Origin of the sequence: Streptomyces hazeniae, assembly GCF_031845485.1 — a bacterium.
In the GTDB taxonomy this organism is placed as follows: domain Bacteria; phylum Actinomycetota; class Actinomycetes; order Streptomycetales; family Streptomycetaceae; genus Streptomyces; species Streptomyces hazeniae.
On the sequence record NZ_JAVREQ010000001.1, the window covers coordinates 770,081 to 789,472 of the forward strand.

At 73.7% G+C, this 19,392-nt stretch carries 12 protein-coding genes and 1 tRNA gene; 6 read left to right on the forward strand and 7 right to left on the reverse strand.

The features are described from left to right. Positions 1-42 precede the first annotated feature (42 nt). Complete coding sequence (locus RM572_RS03115) at positions 43-1,668, reverse strand: beta-N-acetylhexosaminidase (RefSeq protein ID WP_311671689.1); 1,626 nt, start codon at positions 1,666-1,668, stop codon at positions 43-45. Positions 1,669-1,903: 235 nt separating this feature from the next. On the opposite strand from RM572_RS03115, the gene RM572_RS03120 reads away from it, so the two are divergent. Together RM572_RS03120 and glmS are read left to right on the forward strand one after the other, a co-directional pair. Next, positions 1,904-2,182 (forward strand): hypothetical protein, encoded by a 279-nt coding sequence (locus tag RM572_RS03120; protein ID WP_311671690.1) that lies wholly within the window; start codon positions 1,904-1,906, stop codon positions 2,180-2,182. A gap of 74 nt (positions 2,183-2,256) precedes the next feature. After that, positions 2,257-4,071: a glutamine--fructose-6-phosphate transaminase (isomerizing) gene (gene glmS, locus RM572_RS03125; protein ID WP_311671691.1), complete on the forward strand. Its 1,815-nt coding sequence runs from the start codon at positions 2,257-2,259 to the stop codon at positions 4,069-4,071. A gap of 345 nt (positions 4,072-4,416) precedes the next feature. On the opposite strand, the gene RM572_RS03130 is transcribed toward glmS, so the two are convergent. Next, positions 4,417-4,959 (reverse strand): universal stress protein, encoded by a 543-nt coding sequence (locus tag RM572_RS03130; protein WP_311671692.1) that lies wholly within the window; start codon positions 4,957-4,959, stop codon positions 4,417-4,419. 611 nt (positions 4,960-5,570) lie between these two features. Here RM572_RS03130 and RM572_RS03135 point away from each other — a divergent pair. The 3 genes from RM572_RS03135 to RM572_RS03145 all read left to right on the forward strand — a co-directional run bounded on the left by RM572_RS03135 (position 5,571) and on the right by RM572_RS03145 (position 7,657). Then, the gene (locus RM572_RS03135) at positions 5,571-6,851 is read left to right on the forward strand and encodes a helix-turn-helix domain-containing protein (protein ID WP_311671693.1); all 1,281 of its coding nucleotides are present in this window, start codon (positions 5,571-5,573) and stop codon (positions 6,849-6,851) included. A 10-nt stretch (positions 6,852-6,861) separates the two neighbouring features. Then, the gene (gene orn, locus RM572_RS03140; RefSeq protein WP_311671694.1) at positions 6,862-7,476 is read left to right on the forward strand and encodes an oligoribonuclease; all 615 of its coding nucleotides are present in this window, start codon (positions 6,862-6,864) and stop codon (positions 7,474-7,476) included. 108 nt (positions 7,477-7,584) lie between these two features. Next, positions 7,585-7,657: transfer RNA gene (locus RM572_RS03145), tRNA-His, on the forward strand. A gap of 160 nt (positions 7,658-7,817) precedes the next feature. On the opposite strand, the gene RM572_RS03150 is transcribed toward RM572_RS03145, so the two are convergent. Next, positions 7,818-8,594: a hypothetical protein gene (locus RM572_RS03150; RefSeq protein ID WP_311671695.1), complete on the reverse strand. Its 777-nt coding sequence runs from the start codon at positions 8,592-8,594 to the stop codon at positions 7,818-7,820. Positions 8,595-8,809: 215 nt separating this feature from the next. Here RM572_RS03150 and RM572_RS03155 point away from each other — a divergent pair, with 215 nt between their 5' ends. Beyond that, positions 8,810-10,447 carry an adenosine deaminase family protein gene (locus RM572_RS03155; protein ID WP_311671696.1) on the forward strand — a complete coding sequence of 546 codons (1,638 nt, stop codon included), beginning with the start codon at positions 8,810-8,812 and terminating at the stop codon, positions 10,445-10,447. Between the two features lie 41 nt (positions 10,448-10,488). Here RM572_RS03155 and RM572_RS03160 read toward each other — a convergent pair whose 3' ends face one another. The 4 genes from RM572_RS03160 to RM572_RS03175 form a co-directional block, all read right to left on the reverse strand. After that, positions 10,489-15,414: a DNA repair ATPase gene (locus tag RM572_RS03160; protein WP_311671697.1), complete on the reverse strand. Its 4,926-nt coding sequence runs from the start codon at positions 15,412-15,414 to the stop codon at positions 10,489-10,491. An 83-nt stretch (positions 15,415-15,497) separates the two neighbouring features. Further along, the gene (locus RM572_RS03165; RefSeq protein WP_311671698.1) at positions 15,498-17,507 is read right to left on the reverse strand and encodes a flotillin family protein; all 2,010 of its coding nucleotides are present in this window, start codon (positions 17,505-17,507) and stop codon (positions 15,498-15,500) included. Between the two features lie 42 nt (positions 17,508-17,549). Then, a complete protein-coding gene (locus RM572_RS03170) occupies positions 17,550-18,161 on the reverse strand; it encodes a hypothetical protein (RefSeq protein ID WP_311671699.1) in 612 nt (203 codons plus the stop codon). 193 nt (positions 18,162-18,354) lie between these two features. Further along, complete coding sequence (locus tag RM572_RS03175) at positions 18,355-19,383, reverse strand: LacI family DNA-binding transcriptional regulator (RefSeq protein WP_311671700.1); 1,029 nt, start codon at positions 19,381-19,383, stop codon at positions 18,355-18,357. Between the last annotated feature and the right edge of the window lie 9 nt (positions 19,384-19,392).

Sequence of the window (19,392 nt, forward strand, 5' to 3'; positions counted from 1 at the left end):
CCCGGCCGGGCGACGTCCGCCGCACGGCCGGGCCTGCACGCGTCAGCGCGTCCCGGAGTCCCAGGGGACCTGCGGGGAGCGGTAGTAGTCGATGCCCAGGGCCTCCCAGCGCGGCGCCTGCGCCGCGAGGCGGACGCGGTAGTCCTCCCAGTCGTGGGTGGCCGCGGGCGACCAGCCGAGTTCCGCGACGCCCGGCAGCCGCGGGAACGCCATGTACTCGATGTGGTCGCTGTTCTCCAGGGTCTCCGACCACAGCGGCGCCTCGACGCCGAGGACGGCGCTCTCCGGCACGCCCTGGAAGTAGCGGCCCGGGTCCCAGTCGTAGGACTGCCGCACCTCGACGTATCCGGCCCAGCTCAGCCCCAGCGGCGTGTCCTCGTTGTACTTCATGTCGAGGTAGACCCGGTCGGCGGGCGAGAGCACCAGCCGGTTGCCGTTGCGGGCGGCGTCCGCGACGTCCTCCTCCTCGCCCGTGACGCCCCAGTACTGCACGACGGCGTCCTCGGCGGGCTCGGCGCCGGTGAGCTGGTGCCAGCCGACGACGGTCTTGCCGTACTTCCCGACGACGGCCTGGGCGCGGTCCATGAAGGCGACGTAGTCCTCGTGGCTGGTGGAGTGCGCCTCGTCGCCGCCGATGTGCAGGTACGGTCCCGGTGTCATGGCCGCGATCTCGCGCACCACGTCGTCCACGAAGTCGTACGTGCGCTCCAGCGGCACGCACAGCGAGCTGAAGCCGACCTCGATGCCGGTGTAGAGCGGCGGCGCGACGCCGTCGCAGTTGAGTTCGGCGTACGAGGCGAGGGCCGCGTTGGTGTGGCCGGGCATGTCGATCTCCGGGACGACCATCAGCTGGTGGTCGTCCGCGTAGCGCAGGATTTCCCGGTACTCGGCCTTGGTGTAGTAGCCGCCGGGTCCGCCGCCGACCTCGGTGCTGCCGCCGTGCGTCGCGAGCCGCGGCCAGGAGTCGATGGCGATGCGCCAGCCCTGGTCGTCGCTGAGGTGCAGGTGCAGGCGGTTGAACTTGTAGAGGGCGAGCTGGTCGATGTAGCGCTTGACCTCCTCGACCGTGAAGAAGTGCCGGGAGACGTCGAGCATCGCACCGCGGTGCTCGAAGCGGGGGGTGTCGGTGAGGGTGCCGCCGGCGATCCGCCACGTCCGCGTCCCGGTCCGCGCGGCGTCCGACTCGACCTGCGCGGGGAGCAGTTGCCGCAGCGTCTGCACGCCGTGGAAGAAGCCTGCGGCTGCCCGCGCCTGGAGCACGACGCGCTGTTCGCCCACCCGCAGCCGGTAGCCCTCCTCCCCGAGGCTGCGCGGCCCGCCGTGGGCGAGCACGATCGCGCCGGAACCGCGGTGTGCGTCGCCGCGGGTGGTGACCGGCAGGTCGTAGCCGGTGGAGGGTCGCAGGATCTCGGCGAGTTCCTGCGCCGCGTCCCGCGCTCCCCGTGCGGCCGCGGCGTGTCCGCCCACCCGGATGCGGGTGTCGTCGGTGAGGGTGAACGGGTCGCCGTGCGCGCGCACGGACGCCGGTGCGGGGATGACCTGGTCCAGTGGCCGGGGGTCTCCCCCGGCTCCGGCCTGGGCGGGGGCGGCGTTCGCCGCGGCGCCGGTCGCCGGCACGGCGCCGAGCAGCAGCGCGGCGCTGAGCAGGAGGGGCCTGAGACGTCTCACGAGCGATCCCTTCGGCGGCGGTCCGTCCTCCGGGCCTCTCGCGGCCGGGAGCACGTTCCGAGCGATGGCATGTGCATGAAGTGACGCACGCTGACGTTCGTACCGCGCCCGGACCCCGGGGTCAAGGTGTAGACCATTTCCCGCGACCGGACACGAGAGCCGCCTTTTCTCGCGATCCTGCCCGGTATCGGGCAGAAATGTTGCGAAGGCCGCCCCGGACGCGCACTATCGACGGGTGCTGGAGCGCCGGACGCCGGTCCACGAGGACCTGATCGACCACCTGACCCGCACCACCACGCTGCCCCGCAACGAGGCGGTCCGGGTGGTCCTCGACGTGCTGGCGTACTTCGACGAGACGACCGAGGACTACGTACGTCGCCGCCACCGCGAGCTGAAGTCCGGCGGGCTGGTGAACGCCGACATCTTCGAGCGGATCGCCGCCGAACTGCCGCACCGCGCGGTGGCGCCGCCGGAACTGTCGCTGCGGCAGATCCGGCGCATCGTCTACGGCTGACGCGACGCGCCGCCCCGCGGCGCACCCGCCTCGGCGCGCCGGCACACCGACCGACCGTTCGAAGGAGAAGCGCCATGTGCGGGATCGTGGGATACATCGGGAAGCGCGACGTCGCGCCGCTGCTGCTGGAAGGACTTCAGCGCCTGGAGTACCGGGGCTACGACTCCGCGGGCATCGCCGTCCAGACCCGCGGCTCCGGCCTGAAGTCCGTCAAGGCCAAGGGCCGGGTGCGCGACCTGGAGGCGAAGCTCCCGAAGCGCTTCGCCGGCACCGCCGGCATCGCGCACACCCGCTGGGCCACCCACGGCGCCCCCAACGACGTGAACGCACACCCGCACCTCGACCCCGAGGGCAAGGTCGCCGTCGTGCACAACGGCATCATCGACAACGCCTCCGACCTGCGGGCCAAGCTCGCCGCCGACGGCGTTGAGCTGGTCTCCGAAACCGACACCGAGGTCCTCGCCCACCTGGTCGCCCGCGCCCAGGCCGACACCCTCGAAGGGCGCGTGCAGGAGGCGCTGCGGCACATCGACGGCACGTACGGCATCGCGGTGCTGCACGCCGACTTCCCCGACCGCATCGTCGTCGCCCGCAACGGCTCGCCGGTCGTCCTGGGCATCGGCGAACACGAGATGCTGGTCGCGTCCGACGTCGCCGCGCTCGTCTCGCACACCCGCCAGGTCGTGACCCTGAACGACGGCGAGATGGCCACCATCAAGGCCGACGACTACCGCACCTACACCACCGAGGGCTCCCGCACCTCCACCTCGCCGGAGACCGTGGAATGGGCCGCCGAGTCCTACGACATGGGCGGCCACGACACGTACATGCACAAGGAGATCTCCGAGCAGGCGGACTCCGTGGACCGGGTGCTGCGCGGCCGCATCGACGACCGGTTCGCCACCGTCCACCTGGGCGGTCTCAACATGGACGCCCGCGAGGCGCGCGGGGTGCGGCGGGTGAAGATCCTCGGCTGCGGGTCCGCGTACCACGCCGGCATGATCGGCGCGCAGCTCATCGAGGAGGTGGCCCGCATCCCCGCGGACGCGGAGCCCGCCAGCGAGTTCCGCTACCGGAACGCCGTGGTGGACCCGGACTGCCTCTACATCGCCGTCAGCCAGTCCGGGGAGACCTACGACACCCTCGCGGCCGTGCAGGAACTCAAGCGCAAGGGCGCCCGGGTGCTGGGCGTGGTGAACGTCGTGGGCTCGGCGATCGCCCGCGAGACGGACGGCGGCGTGTACGTGCACGCCGGTCCCGAGGTGTGCGTCGTCTCCACCAAGTGCTTCACCAACACCGCGGTGGCGTTCGCGCTGCTGGCCCTCCACCTCGGCCGCATCCGCGACCTGTCCGTCGCGGACGGCAAGCGGCTCATCGCGGGCCTGCGGAGGCTCCCGGAGCAGATCGCCGAGATCCTGGACGGCGAGGAGGCGATCCGGCGGCTGGCCGCGGAGTACGCCCAGGCGCGCAGCATGATGTTCGTGGGACGGGTGCGCGGCTATCCGGTCGCGCGTGAGGCGTCGTTGAAGCTGAAGGAGGTCTCCTACATCCACGCCGAGGCGTACCCGGCGTCCGAGCTCAAGCACGGTCCGCTCGCGCTGATCGAGCCCGCCGTGCCGACGGTGGCGATCCTGCCGGACGACGAGCTGCTGGAGAAGAACCGCGCGACGCTGGAGGAGATCAAGGCGCGCCACGGCCGGATTCTGGCGGTCGCCCACGCCGAGCAGGAGAAGGCCGACCACACCATCGTCGTGCCGCGCAACGAGGTCGAGCTCGACCCGATCCTGATGGGCCTGCCGCTCCAACTCCTCGCCTACCACACGGCGCTGTGCCTGGACCGGGACATCGACAAGCCGCGGAACCTGGCCAAGTCGGTCACCGTCGAGTAGCCGTCGCCGGCCCTCGCGGCCGGAGCAGGGCTGCGGAGCCGAAAAGGGGCCGGACAGACGGGGGCGGACTTCCGCGCGGGCCACCACCGCGCGGGAGTCCGCTCCCGAGGTAGCCGGCGTCGCCCATTACGCCGGCTGGTGCTGCCGCTCCCGGGACCGTCACCTCCCGGCGGGCAGCATGTCGTTGTTCTCTGTATGCCCCTCACAAGCGCACAATGCACCTCCCGGCCTCGACGGATTTCCGGGGACCGGGACGACCGGCGCGGAGAGGACCGGGACGACCGGCGCGGAGGGGTGACGTCGGCTCAGCGCGAGGGCGGGGCTGCGGGCAGGGCTGAGGCGGGGTCAGGGGATGGTGACCACGGGGCGTTGGGCGCGGCGGGCGAGGCGGCCGGCGACGGAGCCGAAGAGGCGGCCGACCAGACCGTGCGTGGAGCCGACCACGATCGCGTCCGCCTCGTACTCCTGCCCGACCTCTTCCAGCTCGTGGCAGATGTCGCCGCCGCGCTCGACCAGGACCCAGGGGACCTCGGCGAGATGGTCGGCGCAGGCCAGTTCGAGGCCGAGGACTTCGGTGCGGTGGTCGGGGACGTCCACGAAGACGGGGGGCTCGCAGCCCGCCCACACGGTGGTGGGCAACCGGTTGGCGACATGCACGATGATCAGGCCCGAGCCCGACCGCCGGGCCATGCCGATCGCGTACGCGAGGGCGCGCTCGCTGGAGGTGGAACCGTCGAAGCCGACGACCACGCCGTGCCGGAAGGCGGGATCGCAGGCGTGGCGCGTGTGCTCCTCCGCCTCGGGCACCGCGGGCACCGCATCCGGTGCCGCCCGGGGGTCGGCGACCTGTCTGCGGTCCGCGGGTTCGGGGATCTCGTGTCCAGCCATGGATGTCTCGGAGCTGTGAGTCCTCTGCGGGAAGCGGTTGTGGAAGGAGCCGGAGCCCGGAAGGGACGAAGGCGGCCGTCACGCGCGGGAACCCTCTTTCCCCTTCCTTTACCCCGAGGATACGGCGGCACTCCCCCGTGCCCGCAACGGGAGGAAGCGGTGCGGAGGCGCGCGCTGACCCCGGAGCATGCACCAGCACCGCCGCTTTGCGCAACGTGCCTCCGCGCCCCTTACACCCCCGGCACCTGCCCGTGAGCCGGCCGGACGGCCCGTCGTCACCCCCGCGCTTTTCAGCCAACTTCTCCGCCGGCCTCACCGGCCGCCGCCCCCACCCGTCAATACGGCTCCCACCAGGGCAGAAACGGGTACTCCGGGTGTGTGGACGGCCCCCCTGAGGGGCAGTGAGGTTATGCGTACTACCCAACGAGCCCGGTCAGTGCAACGCTTCGTGATCGAATGCTTCACGCCACGTGGCCATGTCGACATAGCACCGCGTGCTGAAGTTGGTTCGCCGAGGTCACGCGACACAGTAGATTCGATCTTGGCTATCGCCGCGGGGGAGAGAAGTGCAGGATCTTGAGGACGCGACGATGAGGGGGGCTTACAGTCCGATGAGCGTTCCCACGAGCCAGGAGGACTCCAGGGAAGGTCCGGCGTCGGCCACCGCACGCAAGCTGGCCGCGCGCCGGCGGCGAGAAGTCGTCGCCGTGCTGCTGTTCAGCGGCGGACCGATATTCGAGAGTTCCATCCCGCTCTCGGTGTTCGGCATCGACCGTCAGGACGCCGGTGTCCCCCGCTACCGGCTGCTGGCCTGCGCCGGCGAGGACGGCCCGCTGCGCACCACCGGCGGGCTCCAGCTGACCGCCCCGCACGGCCTGGAGGCGCTGTCCCGGGCCGGCACCGTCGTCGTCCCCGCCTGGCGTTCGATAAGCCAGCCGCCGCCTGCCCCCGCACTGGAGGCCCTCCGTCAGGCGCACGACGAGGGCGCCCGGGTGCTGGGCCTGTGCACCGGCGCGTTCGTCCTCGCGGCCGCGGGCCTGCTGGACGGGCGCCCCGCGACCACGCACTGGATGTATGCGCCTACATTGGCCAAACGCTACCCGGCGGTCCACGTCGACCCGCGGGAGCTGTTCGTCGACGACGGCGACATCCTCACCTCCGCCGGCACCGCGGCCGGAATCGACCTGTGTCTGCACGTGGTCCGCACCGACCACGGCGCCGAGGCCGCCGGCGCGCTGGCCCGCCGCCTGGTCGTGCCGCCGCGCCGGGCCGCCGGAGCGGACGGCGCGCACCCGCGCCACCTGGACAGGTCTTTACCGGAGGAGATCGGCGCCGACCCGCTGGCCGAGGTCGTCGCCTGGGCGCTGGAGCACCTCCACGAGCAGTTCGACGTGGAGGCCCTCGCCGCGCGCGCGTACATGAGCCGCCGCACCTTCGACCGGCGGTTCCGCACGCTGACCGGCAGCGCCCCGCTCCAGTGGCTGATCACCCAGCGGGTGCTCCAGGCGCAGCGGCTCCTGGAGACCTCCGACTACTCGGTGGACGAGGTCGCGGCCCGCTGCGGCTTCCGCTCGCCGGTGGCGCTGCGCGGCCACTTCCGGCGCCAGCTCGGCGCCTCGCCGGCCTCGTACCGCGCGGCCTACCGGGCCCGCCGCCCGGACGGCGGCGGCGCTGACGCCCCGCGGGTGCCGCACGCCCGCAAGGTCCCGGCGCCGCACGAGGGCGGCCGCGACCCCGACGGCCCCCGGAGCCACACGACCGCCCCGGGCGGCACGGAGGGCCGCGCCGAGGCCCGCGCCGACGGCGCCGCCGAGCCGGGGAAGCCGCAGTCGGACGCCTGGTCGCACCGGCTGCCCCGGCAGCGGGGACGCGGCCACGGGCGGGCGACGTAGGGTAAAGCGCATGAATGATCGCATGGTGTGGATCGACTGCGAGATGACCGGCCTCTCGCTGACCGGGGACGCGCTGGTCGAGGTGGCGGCGCTGGTCACCGACTCGGAGCTGAACGTCCTCGGCGAGGGCGTGGACGTGGTGATCCGTCCGCCGGCCGAGGCGCTGGCGCAGATGCCCGAGATCGTGCGGAGCATGCACACGTCATCCGGTCTGCTCGAAGAGCTGGACGGCGGCACCACGCTCGCGGACGCCGAGGAGCGGGTCCTCGCCTACATCCGGGAGCACGTGCCGGAGGCGGGGCGGGCGCCGCTGTGCGGGAACTCCGTCGGCACCGACCGGGGATTCCTTGCCCGGGACATGCCGAAGCTGGAGTCCCACCTGCACTACCGCATCGTGGACGTGTCCTCGGTGAAGGAGCTGGCCCGCCGCTGGTACCCCCGGGCGTACTTCAACAGCCCGGAGAAGAACGGCAACCACCGGGCGCTGGCCGACATCCGGGAGTCGATCGCAGAGCTGCGCTACTACCGCGAGGCGGTCTTCGTGCCGCAGCCCGGCCCGGACTCCGACACGGCGAAGGCGATCGCCTCCCGCCACGTGCTGTCCGGGCCGGAGCAGCCGGAGTAGCCCGAGCAGCCGGGGAGCCCGGGGAGCGGCGGCGGGAAAGCCGCGCGCGAGCACCCCGGCGGACCCTGTACACTCTTTCTCGGCCGGTGCGGAACACAGCCGGTCATGGTGGGCGTAGCTCAGTTGGTAGAGCACCTGGTTGTGGTCCAGGAAGTCGCGGGTTCAAGTCCCGTCGTTCACCCTTCAGGAGAGGCCCCCGACCAGGCGGAAACACGGTCGGGGGCCTCTCGCGTTCTCAGCGCGGGAGCATCACGGGACGACCGCGGGACACGGGACACCGGACACCGGACACCGGCCTCCGTCCACCACGCCACGCCCTCCCGTCCCACGCCGGCGTCCGGTCAGCGGCACCGCGGGGGAAGGCCCAGCAGGGTGTCCAGCTTCCCCGTCGAGAGGGCGGCCACCACGCTGCCACCGCGATCCGGCGCACGCGCCGCAGCCATGTCCGCCGTCCAGCCGTCGTCGGCGACCAGCAGCCCCAGGACCTGTCCGGCGCGGGAGTGCCCGGCCGGCACCTCTATACCGCCGATCTGCGCCAGCCGGGCCGGCACGTAGCGCAGGGTGGCGCTCTCGGCCGGTTCCGCGCCGGCCCCGCCGTCCGTCCGGGCCGCCGCGAAGGCACCGGTCGCCAGCCTGCGGTACAGCGGCAGCGTTCGCCGCCCGAGGAAGCGCAGCCACTCTTCGTCGAAGACCCGGCTCAGGGCCTGGGTGTAGTCCTCGGGCTCCCCTGTCGCGGGATCCCGCGACTGCTTCCAGAACCGTCGATAGGCCGCCGTCGTCATGGACCGGGCCATCGTCCCTCTGCTGCTGTGAGCCAGGGAATCGCCCTCGTCGGCCAGTTGCAGGGCCAGACGCAGCGACACTGCGGCCAGATCGCACCATGCCGCCTCAGGTACGGCCTCCTGCCCGGGGGCGTTCCGCAGGTGTCCTGAGGACCATCGCCGGAGTTCGGTCAGCACGCCCTGCAGCGAGACGCGCGACATGGCCGTCCGTAAGCCCGCCTGCAGCAGACCCGGGCCGGCCGGCACTCCGGACGGAGACAGATCCGCCTCCTCCACGAGGCGCAGCAGGTGGTCGTGCACCGTGGTGAAGGGGGCACCCTCCGTCGGCGTCTCCATGCCCACCCCTCCCTCCGCCCGTCACCGGTCGTGGTGCGCGGCGCGGGACCCGTCACAGGCCTTCGATGCTCCCAGACCGCCAGGACCAGGACCAGACCGTCATACCGGGCCGCCCCCGCGGGACCGGGCCGGCCGGCGGGCCTCCGATGGAGTGGAGCTTCGCCTGACAGCGCGTCAGGGGCCGCTTCCCGGACGGTTCTGCCGATCATGGTCCGATGAACTTCGCACACCGTCGTGCCGGGGGCCGTGGCCGGATCGTCCTCCCCGCCGTGGTCGCCGCTCTCGGCCTGCCGCCCCTGCTCTCCGCTCCGCCCGCCGGGGCCACCGACGTCTCCGGGGCCGCCCGGGCCACGCCGGTGGTCGCCCGGGACGCGGCCCCGTCTCCCCCCGCGACCGCCGCCGAGATGGGTACGGCCGCGTACCTGGAGACGATCCGTGACGATCCTCGTCTGCTGCGCGGCTTCTTCCGCCGTCTGCCCAAGGGCGCCGATCTGCACAACCATCTCTCCGGCGCGGCGTCGACCGAGTACCTGATCGAGCTGGCCGCCGACGACGGCCTGTGCATCGAGACCGCGACCACGACCGCGGTCGCCCCGCCCTGCGGGCCGGGGACGCGCCCGGCCGCCGAGGCCCGGACCGATCGTGCCTTTCACGACGCCCTCGTGCGGGCGTGGTCGATGGAGGACTTCCCGCCGGACGGGAACGGCCACGACCACTTCTTCGCGGCGTTCGGCAAGTTCGGGGAGGTCACCTGGCGGAACCGCGGCAAGCTGCTCGCCGAGGTCGCCGACAGCGCGGCGGAGCAGAACCAGTCCTACCTGGAGACCATGGTCACCCCGGCTTCCGAGGGCGCGAAGAAGCTGGCCGACGAGGTCGGTTGGGACGCCGATCTCGCCGGCCTGCACCGCGAGCTGGTGGCCGGCGGCAGGCTGGACGCGCTCGTCGCCGAGGCTCGTGAGGAGGCCGCGGAGGCGGACGCCGCGTTCCGCGAGGCCGCCGGGTGCGGCACGGGCCGTCCCGAGCCCGGCTGCCGTCTGCCGGTGCGTTTCGTCTCCCAGGTCTCCAGGGGCGCTTCGCCGGAGCGGGTCTTCACCCAGATGGCTCTCGGCATGCGCCTGGCCGAACGGGACTCCCGCTTCGTCGCGGTCAACCTCGTGCAGCCCGAGGACTGGGACAGCTCTCTGCGGAACTACCGGCTGCAGATGCGCATGCTCGCCCATCTGCGCGGCGCGTACCCCGGGGCCCACCTGACTCTGCACGCGGGCGAGCTGTGGCCGGGCCTGGTGAAGCCCGCCGACCTGGACTTCCACATCGGGGAGGCCGTCGACGTCGCACGGGCCGAGCGCATCGGACACGGTGTCGACCTCGTCCACGAGGACGACTGGCGCCGCACCGTCCGCACGATGGCCCGGCGGGAGGTCGCCGTCGAGGTGCCCTTCACCAGCAACGCCCAGATCCTGGGCGTACGCGGCGACGAGCACCCGTTCGCCACCTACCGTGCCCACGGAGTCCCGGTCGTCCTGGCCACCGACGACCCGGGCATCAGCCGCACGGACCTCAGCCGCGAGTACCAGTACGCCGCCACGACGTACGACCTCTCCTACCGCGAACTGAAGAACCTCGCCCGCGCCTCCCTGGAGTACGCCTTCCTGCCGGGCCGCAGCCTCTGGCGCGGCAACCCGACCCGGGACGGCTACCGCCCCGGGGCCGCCTGCCGCGGTCGGCTGCCGGGCGGCGCGCGCCCGGTGGGCCCCGCCTGCCGCCGTCTGCTCGACGCCAGCCCCAAGGCGGCCGCGCAGTGGCACCAGGAGACCGCCTTCGCCGGCTTCGAGCGCACCTTCGGCAGCCGCTGACCCCCTCGCGTCCGGCCTGGCGGCGTCCGCAGGGCGAGCGGTCAGGCCGCGGCGCGTTTCAGGTGCTCCCAGCGCTCGCGCTGCTCGGGGGTCAGACGTCCCCGCAGCTCGGCGAGCTTGAGCAGCGCGGCCTCCGCTCCCGAGGCCAGCGCCTGCGCCTCGGCCGCGTAGTGGTCGTCCAGCAGCCGCTCCAGCTCCTCGCCGTTCATCACTCCGGCCAGCCGTCCCGCGAGACGGTTGGTGTCCCGGTAGGACCCCTGGAGGAGGAACGGAGGTTCGGTGCGGGCCGTCTCCGCCTGGCCGGCGGACGCGATGTAGGCGGCGTTGACGCGCAGCACCGTGTCCCGGACCGTGAGCAGGTTCCGCAGCACGGCCACGATCCGCTCCCGCTCGTCCGCCGGGTACGGGTGGGCCAGCCTGTCGGGCCGTACGGCGGGGTCGCCCTCCGCCATCCGCAGCAGCAGATCGAGGTCGGAGCGCTCCCGCGCGGCGAGCGGCGCGAGTTCCGGGTGCGAGGTCAGGGCGTTCTCGACGTGGCTGAGCGCGAAGAGGTCCGCCCGGCCGTCGACCACGTCGCCCAGGTTCCAGACGTCCGCGCGGTTGGCCAGCATGTCGGGCACCCGGAACCGGGTGCCCGACTCGGTGAACGGGTTGCCCGCCATGCACACCGCGAAGCGCTTGCCGCGCAGGTCGTGGCGCCGGCCGGCCCCGTCGATCCGGCGCTGCGCGTCGCACAGCGGGATGAACTTCTGCAGGAGCTCGGGCGAGGTGTGCTGGATGTCGTCGAGGTGCAGCAGCACGTTGTCGCCGAGCCGCAGCGCCAGATCGATCTTCTCCAGCTCGCGCCGGGCGGCCCCGTCCGGTGCGGCCGCCGGGTCCAGAGAGGTGGTGTGCCGCCCCAACGCCGGCCCGTCCACCGCCACGAACAGCATGCCGAGCCGGGAGGCCACGTACTCCATCAGCGTGGTCTTGCCGTAGCCCGGCGGGGACAGCAGCAGCAACAGTCCCTGTCCGGCCGGGCTCTCCACACCGGCGGACCCGATCTGCCGGGCGAGCGCCTCCCCGACCAGGGGCAGGTAGACCTCGTCGATGAGCCGATTGCGCACGAAACCGGACTGCACCCGGGGTTGGAACCGCTCCAGGGCCAGCCGCTCCCGCGCCTGCGCCAGCAGGCCGTCCCGCCGTCTGCGGTAGGCGCGGTGGGCGGGCACCCGGACGGTGCGGAACTTCTCGGCGCGGGCGAGGAACTCGTCGATGCGGACCGGCAGCAGGCCCTGCCGCACCCGCGGGTGGACACCGAGCAGACCGGTCGCCGGGGTCGCCTCCGGTGAGGCGGCGTCCCGGCGGGGCAGCGCGCTGCCGCACACCTCCAGCGCGACGGCCTCCGCCAGCGCGGACCGTTCGGCCTCGTGCGCCGACGCGTAGGCGTGCAGCCAGGTGCCGGCCAGCTGGTAGCGGGCCCGCAGGTCGTCCCCGACGGCGCGCAGTTCCTCGGTGTACTCCTTCACCGCAGGAGCGTCCTCTCCGCCGAGGGCGTCACGGAACCCGGCCGCGAGATCCCGTGCGGCGCTGCCCGTGACGAACCGGGGGCCGGGCGCGTCGCCGCCGGATGCGGCGAGCTCCTCGAACAGGTAGGCGCCCGCGCCCAGACGGGCACTGCCGACCGCCTCCCGGCCGGGCGCCCAGGAGGCCCCCGGCGGCAGCCGGTCGGTGAGGAAGCCGGTCACGGCGGCGGTCAGTTCCTCGGACAGCTCGGCCGCGGCGGTCGCGTCGCCGAAACGGGCGCGCGCACGTCCCAGCGACCGGGCACGGACCGCCCACGCCTCACGCGCCTCCTGCTCCGCCCCACGGGCCCAGAACACCTGTGCGGCGGCGCGGACCTCCGGGGAGAAGCGGAGCAGACCGGCCGCACGGTGCTGCGCGAGCAGCACGGCCAGGATGCGGGCCGCGTCGTGGTCGTGGACGCCCCGGTCGTAGCCCTCGTCGTGCGCGGCGGTCGCGGCCTCCCGCACGGCGGCGAGCAGCCTGTCGTGGCCCTCGTCGCCGTCGGTCGCCGCCTCGAGCGCTGCCGACGTCTCCGGGTCGCCGCCCAGACGGTCCAGGACCGTCGCCGCCAGGTACTCGGCGCGGTAGACGTCCGGGGACTCGGAGGCGAGCGGCTGGTCCCAGAACTCCTCCGTCCCGGCAAGAGCGTCCGCGGGAAGGTCCTCCCGGTAGCCGGTGCCGGTGACCGCCAGGCACATGGCCCCGTCGCGCGGCGACAGCGTCAGGGCGATCGGCGCCTCGTTGACCGCGAACCGGTGCCGTCCCAGCCGCACGGTGCCTGCGCCGTCCCGCAGTTCGGCCCGGTCGCGCTGCCCCCGCAGCGCCTCCTGCCGGGCCGCCCGGAGCCGCCCGTCGAACTCGGCGGCGCGCAGCGCGTCGCCCGCCGCGCGCAGCTCCTCCACGGTGGCGCGCACCCGGGACACCATCGGGTCGGCGGCGAAGTAGGCACGGACGTCCTCGGCGTCCTCCAGCGCGGCGGCGCGGCGGCCGACGGTCTCCAGGCCGCGCTCGACGGAGGCGGCGAGACGTTCGGCCCTGCGGGCGCGCTCGTCGAGCAGCGTCTGCCGGCGGCCGGCGAAGGCGTCCTCGATCTCCGCCCGGCGGTCGTCGAGCAGCGACGCCCGCTCCTCCAGCCCGCCGAAACGCCCGGACAGCCCCTCCACCCGGACGAGCAGCGCACCGACCTGCTCGTCGCACGCCTCGGGCGTCGCGGCGCCCGTCAGAGCACCGCTCAACGCCTGCCCGAGCAGCGCGAGTTCGGCCTCGAACTCCTCCCGGTCCTCCTGCTCCACCAGGTCCCGGCGCCGCCCGTCGGCCACTGCCCGTGCCCGGTTGAGGGCCGCGTTGACCTCGGAGAAACGGCCGAGCAGCGCCGTCCGTACGGAGGCGTCGCCCACCTCGAGCGCCTCGAACACGTCGGTCAGCGCGCGCAGCCGCTCGACGTGGGCGGCGAGCGCCTCGGCCGGCGCCTCGGTCGCGGCGGCCGTGGCCGCCTCGGCAGCCTCCGTCTCGAGCCCGGCGATCTCCGCCAGCGTGTCGGAGAACGCCTCCGGACGCGCGAGACGGCCGACGGCCCGCCGGCCGGTCTCGTGCAGCGCCTCGTCGAGGCTCTCCTCCAGCGCCGCCACGCGGGCGGTGTCGGTGTGGCGGAGTTCGCGCAGCGCCTCGGCCTCGCCCCGGGCGCGCCGCAGCCCGGTCAGCAGCGTCACCCACTGCCCGGAGTGCGCCGGCGACTCGCCGCGGGCCCGCCGCGTCAGGCCGAGGGCGTCCTGCTCCGCGGCGACGAGCGCCGCCTCGCCCCGCGCCCGCGCCTCCTCCTCCCGGGCCTGCTCCGACACGATCAGCTCGGCCGCCTCCCGCAGGTCGGCGAGCGGCTCGTGCAGACTGCCGAGGCCCTCGTCCGGGAGCCACGGAAAGCGGTCGGCGGCCTGCCGGCAGGCCGCCGCGACGTCCGTGAACACCTCGGTACCCGGGGGCAGATGGGCGGCCGTCCGCGCGACGTCGAGGCATTCGGCCACGCAGCGGACCAGCTCGGCGTTGCCCACCCGGGCCAGCGGCCCCGTCACCGGACGCGCACCGTCGGCGTGCTCCTCCACGGCGAACGGCGTACGCCAGAGCTGCACCGCGTGCTGCCGCACGCCGTCGCCCGCCGCGTCCTCGGCGGTTCTGAGGACGGCCAGGCCACCGTCCTCGAAGAGCGTCCAGGCGCGGACCGCCAGCGGCGGGCCGGCCTCCTGCCGCACCCGGTTGTACGGCACCAGCAGGGCGCCGCCTTCGCCGTCGCCCCCGCCGTCGGCGTCGCCCCCGGCGTCGCGGAAGACGTACAGCGTGTCCTCGCCGTTCGGCGCGGCGACGCTGCGCTCGACCTGCCAGTCGCCGTCCGGCACCGGGAACGCGCGGACCGCCTCGCCCGCGGGGGCGGAGGCCGCGTAGCACCCGCCGGGGAACAGCACGCCCTGGTCGTCGGGCAGCCGCAGCGCCGTCCGCGCGGTCCCGTCGAGACGGGCGACCTCGCCGTTCCGCCGGTTCACGACCAGGTGCCGGTACGCGGACTCGTTGTAGGGGCGGACCCGCAGCAGCACGAGGGGACCGACCCGGGCCCACCGCACGTCGGCGTCGGCCAGCGACTGCAGCGGTTCCTCGACCGGCTCCGACCAGACGCCGTCGGCGGTCTCGGTGTCGTCCTCCGTCTTCACGGTCAGGCGCCCGCCCTCGGTGCTGACGAAGACCACGCCGTCCACCGAGACGTGCGGATGCCGTCCCGGCACGTGCGCGTCGCGTCCGGCGACCGTCCAGGCCAGGCCGGACGGGACGGCGGCCGGAGCGACGTCCGCCCGGTCGCCGCGGGCGTCCACGTACCGCGGAGCGCCGCCGTCCGCGGGGAGCCGCCAGTGCAGCACCCGCAGGTCCCCGGCGCCCTCGCCCGTGCGGAAGACCGCCAGCAGCCGGGAGCCGGTGCGGCGCAGCCGCAGCAGGCGCGCGCCCCGGAAGAAGCGCTGGAGCTCGGCGAAGTCCTGCCGGAAGGCGGGGTCGTCCAGCAGGCCGGGCAGGGCCGACGCGGAAAGCGCCTCGAGCCCGTCGGCGGTGCGGCGGTGGAGGGCGAGGACGTCCTCCACGCCCGCCTCGCCTCCGCCTCCCCGTGCCGGCTCCCCGCCGGTCAGCAGCAGTCCGCCGACCTGCGCCACGTCACGCAGGACGCAGGGGACCGTGGTCCCGACCCGGTGGGTCGCCTCAAGGGTGATCCGGCCCGAGCCGAAGCTCTCGGTACGGCGGTCGTTGAGGGCCGTCGTACGCCGGGACAACTCCGCGGCGGCCACGGCGATGCGGCGCCGCAGCACCTCGTACGTCGTGTCGTCGCGGTCCGTCTCCGGCCCGCTCCCGGCGTTGCCGGAGCCCTGCCCGGCCTGCTGCCGACCGTCCATCCCTGCTTCCCTTCCCGTTCCGCCCCGTCGTTCCGCTGAGCCGCCGCCCCCGCCGCGCCCGCCGTGTCTGTGCGGCGGAGGCCTCAGGCGGCGAGTGCCGAGACCGGCACCTCGCCCGCGTCCGTGCCCCGCACCGCTTCCAGCAGCGCGGTCAGCTGCGCCGTGTGCGGCCCCTCCGCCGAGACGAGCTTGCTGAGCAGGCCCGCCACGGTCAGGTCGCGCATGCCCCCGGCGCCCAGGCCCGCGACCATGCGGGTCACGTCCCGGGTGAAGGTCGAGCCGTCTCCGTCCGCGTTCAGCCACGGACCGGCCATGGTCTGCACCGACGTGCTGCCGTCGACGAACGCGTCGACGCTGCGGCCCGCGGAGATGGCGCCGACCAGCTTGTCGAAGAAGACCGAGTCGCCCCCGACGATGTCGATGTTCGCCTTCTCCAGACCTGCGCCGACCAGCGTGGCCTGTGCCTCGGCGATCTGCCGGTGCACGTCGATGCCGGCGATGCGGATCTCCTTCTCCGCGTCGAGACGCAGCCGGTACTCCTCGTGCTCCCGGCTCGCCTCGTCGAGCGCCGCCATGGCCGCGGCCTTCTCGTTGATGCCCTCGGCCTCGGCCTTGAGCAGCTGGCGCTTGGCCTCCGCCTCCGCGAGCCCCATGTCCTTCGCGGCCTGCGCCTCCACCTGGCGGCTGCGGGCGAGCGCGTCGGCCATCCGCTCCTGGACCTCGGCCTCGGCCAGCCCGCTCGCCGAGGCCTCCGCCCGCCGGCCTTCGGCGAGCCGGACGGCCGACTGCGCGTCCAGGTCGGCCGCCTTGCGCCGGGCCTCGGCCATGGTCAGCTCCTCCGCCGCGCGGTGCCCGGCCGCCTGCTCGGCGGCCTCCGCGGCCTTGATGTCCTTCACCAGGCGCTCCTGCGCCTGCGCCTCGGCGGCGATGATGAGGGCCTGCCGCTCGCGCTCGGCCTCCTCGACCGTGCGCAGCTTCTTGATCTCCTCCTCCTGCTGCGCGACGGTCTTCTCCACCGCGATGCGCTCGCGTACCACGTCGGCGATGTCGCGCTTCTCCGCCTCGACCTCCTTGTCGGCGGCGATGCGGCGCAGCTCGGTCTCCCGGTCCCGGGCGATGACTTCGAGCAGGCGGTCCTTCTCGATCCGCTCGTTCTCGATCGCGACGACCCGGTCGCGGTTGAGCTTCGCGACGGCGATCTCCCGCTCGCGGTTCTCGTTCTGGATGCCGAGGGCCTCCTCGGTCTTCAGGTGCGCGGTGTGCGAGCGGAGGCGCTCCTCGGCCTGCACCCGTGCGGTCTCGGCCTCCTCGCGCGCCCGCACCGTCTCCACCTCGCGCTGCTGGCGGATCTCCGCGTCGGCCTGCCGGCGTTCCAGCTCCAGCACGGCCTCGCGGGCGTCGACGTTCTGGCGGGTGATCTCCTTCTCCTCGTTCCGCTGCCACTCGTTGGTACGGATGTGCTCGGCCGCGGTGAGTTCGGTGATCTTGCGGATGCCCTGGGCGTCCAGGATGTTGTTCCCGTCGAGCTGCGCCAGCGGGGTCTGCTCCAGGTAGTCGATGGCGGCGTCCTCGAGGCTGTAGCCGTTGAGGTCGGTGCCGATGACCGCGACGATGCGGTCGCGGAACTCGTCGCGCTTGGTGTAGAGGTCGGCGAAGTCCAGCTGCTTGCCAACGGTCTTGAGCGCCTCGGAGAACTTGGCGTTGAACAGGTCCTGCAACGTCGCCCGGTCGCTCGCGCGCTCGGTGCCGATGGCCTGCGCGACCTTGACCACGTCCTCGACGGTCTTGTTGACGCGCACGAAGAACGAGATGCGGATGTCGGCGCGGATGTTGTCCCGGCAGATCAGGCCCTCGCGGCCGGTGCGGCCGATCTCGATGGTCTTCACCGAGATGTCCATGACCTCGGCCCGGTGCAGCACGGGCAGCACGACCGCGCCGGTGAAGGTGACGTCCACCTTGCGCATCCGGGAGACGATCAGCGCCTTGCCTTGCGGCACCTTGCGGAACAGGCGGCCCAGCACGAAGAGCAGGGCGACCGTGACGAGCAGCGCGGCGGCGATCAGCACGCCGAGTCCGGTGGAGATGACGTCCATGCGGGATGTCCTTCGTTCGGGAGGCTTCCGGAGGCTTCGGCTTCAGGAAGCGTCGTAGGGCGCGACGTGGAAGTGACCGCCTTCCGCGTCGTACGCGTAGATCAGGGCCGTGTCGCCCGCGGCGAGCTCCGGGCCGAGGGCGTCGTCCGCGCGGACCTGGACCAGGGCCGTCGCCCCGTCCGGTGCGGCGACCTCGGCCTGGCCGAAGCGCGCGTTCACCCGTCCGGTGCGGATCACGCACACCCGGCCGACGAACTCCGCGTGCGAGATGCCCTCTTCGGGACGCGCGAAGCGGCGCAGGGGCCGCAGCGTCAGCCGGGTGAGGGCCAGGGCGGCCCCGAGCACCGCGGGCAGCGCGGCGAGCCGGAGCAGCGTGCCCGGCACGAGCACGGTGACGGCCAGGGACAAGAACCAGGCAATCGCGACGAGCAGCGAGACCACCACCGCCGACGGCGCTCCGTGAAACGGCGACAGCGCCGAACGCTTCACCGCGCCGGCGCCCCCGGGGAGCCGCCGGCCACCTCCGCCTTCCGCGAAGGTGCCCAGCGGCACGCCCCCGAGCAGCACGAAGAGCCAGTAGGCGAGCACCGCCGGCAGCGCGGGAGTGAAGAGAACGGCCGGGAATTCCAGCGTCGCCCGCAGGAAATCCCCCATCGCCGCACCCCCGTGCCCGTTGTCGTGTGGCCTCACCGTGCCACAGCGCGTGCACACGCGGCATTGCCGGAATCCGGCAGTCTTCACGCCGTGTTCTCGTCTCACACCTCGCCCCGACACGTGTCGGGAGTCGGGCGGCTTCCCTCCCCCCGGCACCCGCGGCGGAACCCGGCTGCGGGCTACCCGGACGGCGTCATCGCCGCGCCGTCGAGGCCCTCCACTGCACGACGGGCTGGAATCTCGGGGGCTGCTGCGGAGGCGCTTCGCCGTTGAGCCGGCGCATCAGCAGGTCGACGGCGGCGACGGCCAGGTCCTCGAGCACGAGGTCGACCGCAGTGATCGGCGGCAGGTGCCCGCGGGTGTACTCGCTGTCGGTGAGGGACGCCAGCATCACGTCCTCGGGGATCCGGAGGCCGAGGGCGTGGGCGGTCCTCGCCACGCCCGACGCGAACCGGCTGGCCGCCGCGACGACGGCGTCGGGACGCTGCGGGCCGTCCAGCACCCGTACGGCCAGGCGCTCCGCGCCCTGCACCCCCTCGCCCTCGTAGAGGGACTCGTGCCGGGGCGGCAGACCGTGCCGGGCGGCCCACGCCCGATACGCCTCACCGGCACGCCGGTTCCAGGCGTTGTCCTCGGTACCGGTCAGCAGCAGGACGCGGCGGGCACCCTGGTCGTACAGGCGGTCGAGCACGGTGGTGGCGGCGTGGCCGTGGTCGGACAGGACTCCCCAGGGGAATTCGGGCCGGTCCGGGTCCTCGTCCACGGTCACGACCGGCACCTCGCTCCGCAGGAGCTCGGCCAGGACTTCGTCGTCCCCGTAGGGGTGAGCGACGATGCAGCCGTCCATCGGCACCCGGGGGGCGGCGGGGTCCAGGATGTCGGGCACGTGGATGAGACCCAGCCGTTTCTCGAGCGCGGCGGTGGCCATGGCGCCCGCGAGCCGGGTGAAGGTCTCCGTGCCTCCGAGTGATCCGTGCACGGCGTCCCGGGGCCGGAGGATGAGGCCGATCACCCCGGACCGGCCGGTGCGCAAGGACCGTGCGAGGGGGTTGGCGTTGTAGCCCAGCGCTTCCGCGGCCTCCTGGATGCGCGTCCGGGTGCTCGCCGAGATGCTGCGGCGGCCGGACATCGCGTGCGAGACCGTGGAGATGGACACGCCGGCGCGCTGCGCCACGTCCCGGATGGTCACGCGGCGCTGCGCGCCGTCGTGCTGCTTGGTCATCGGCCCTCT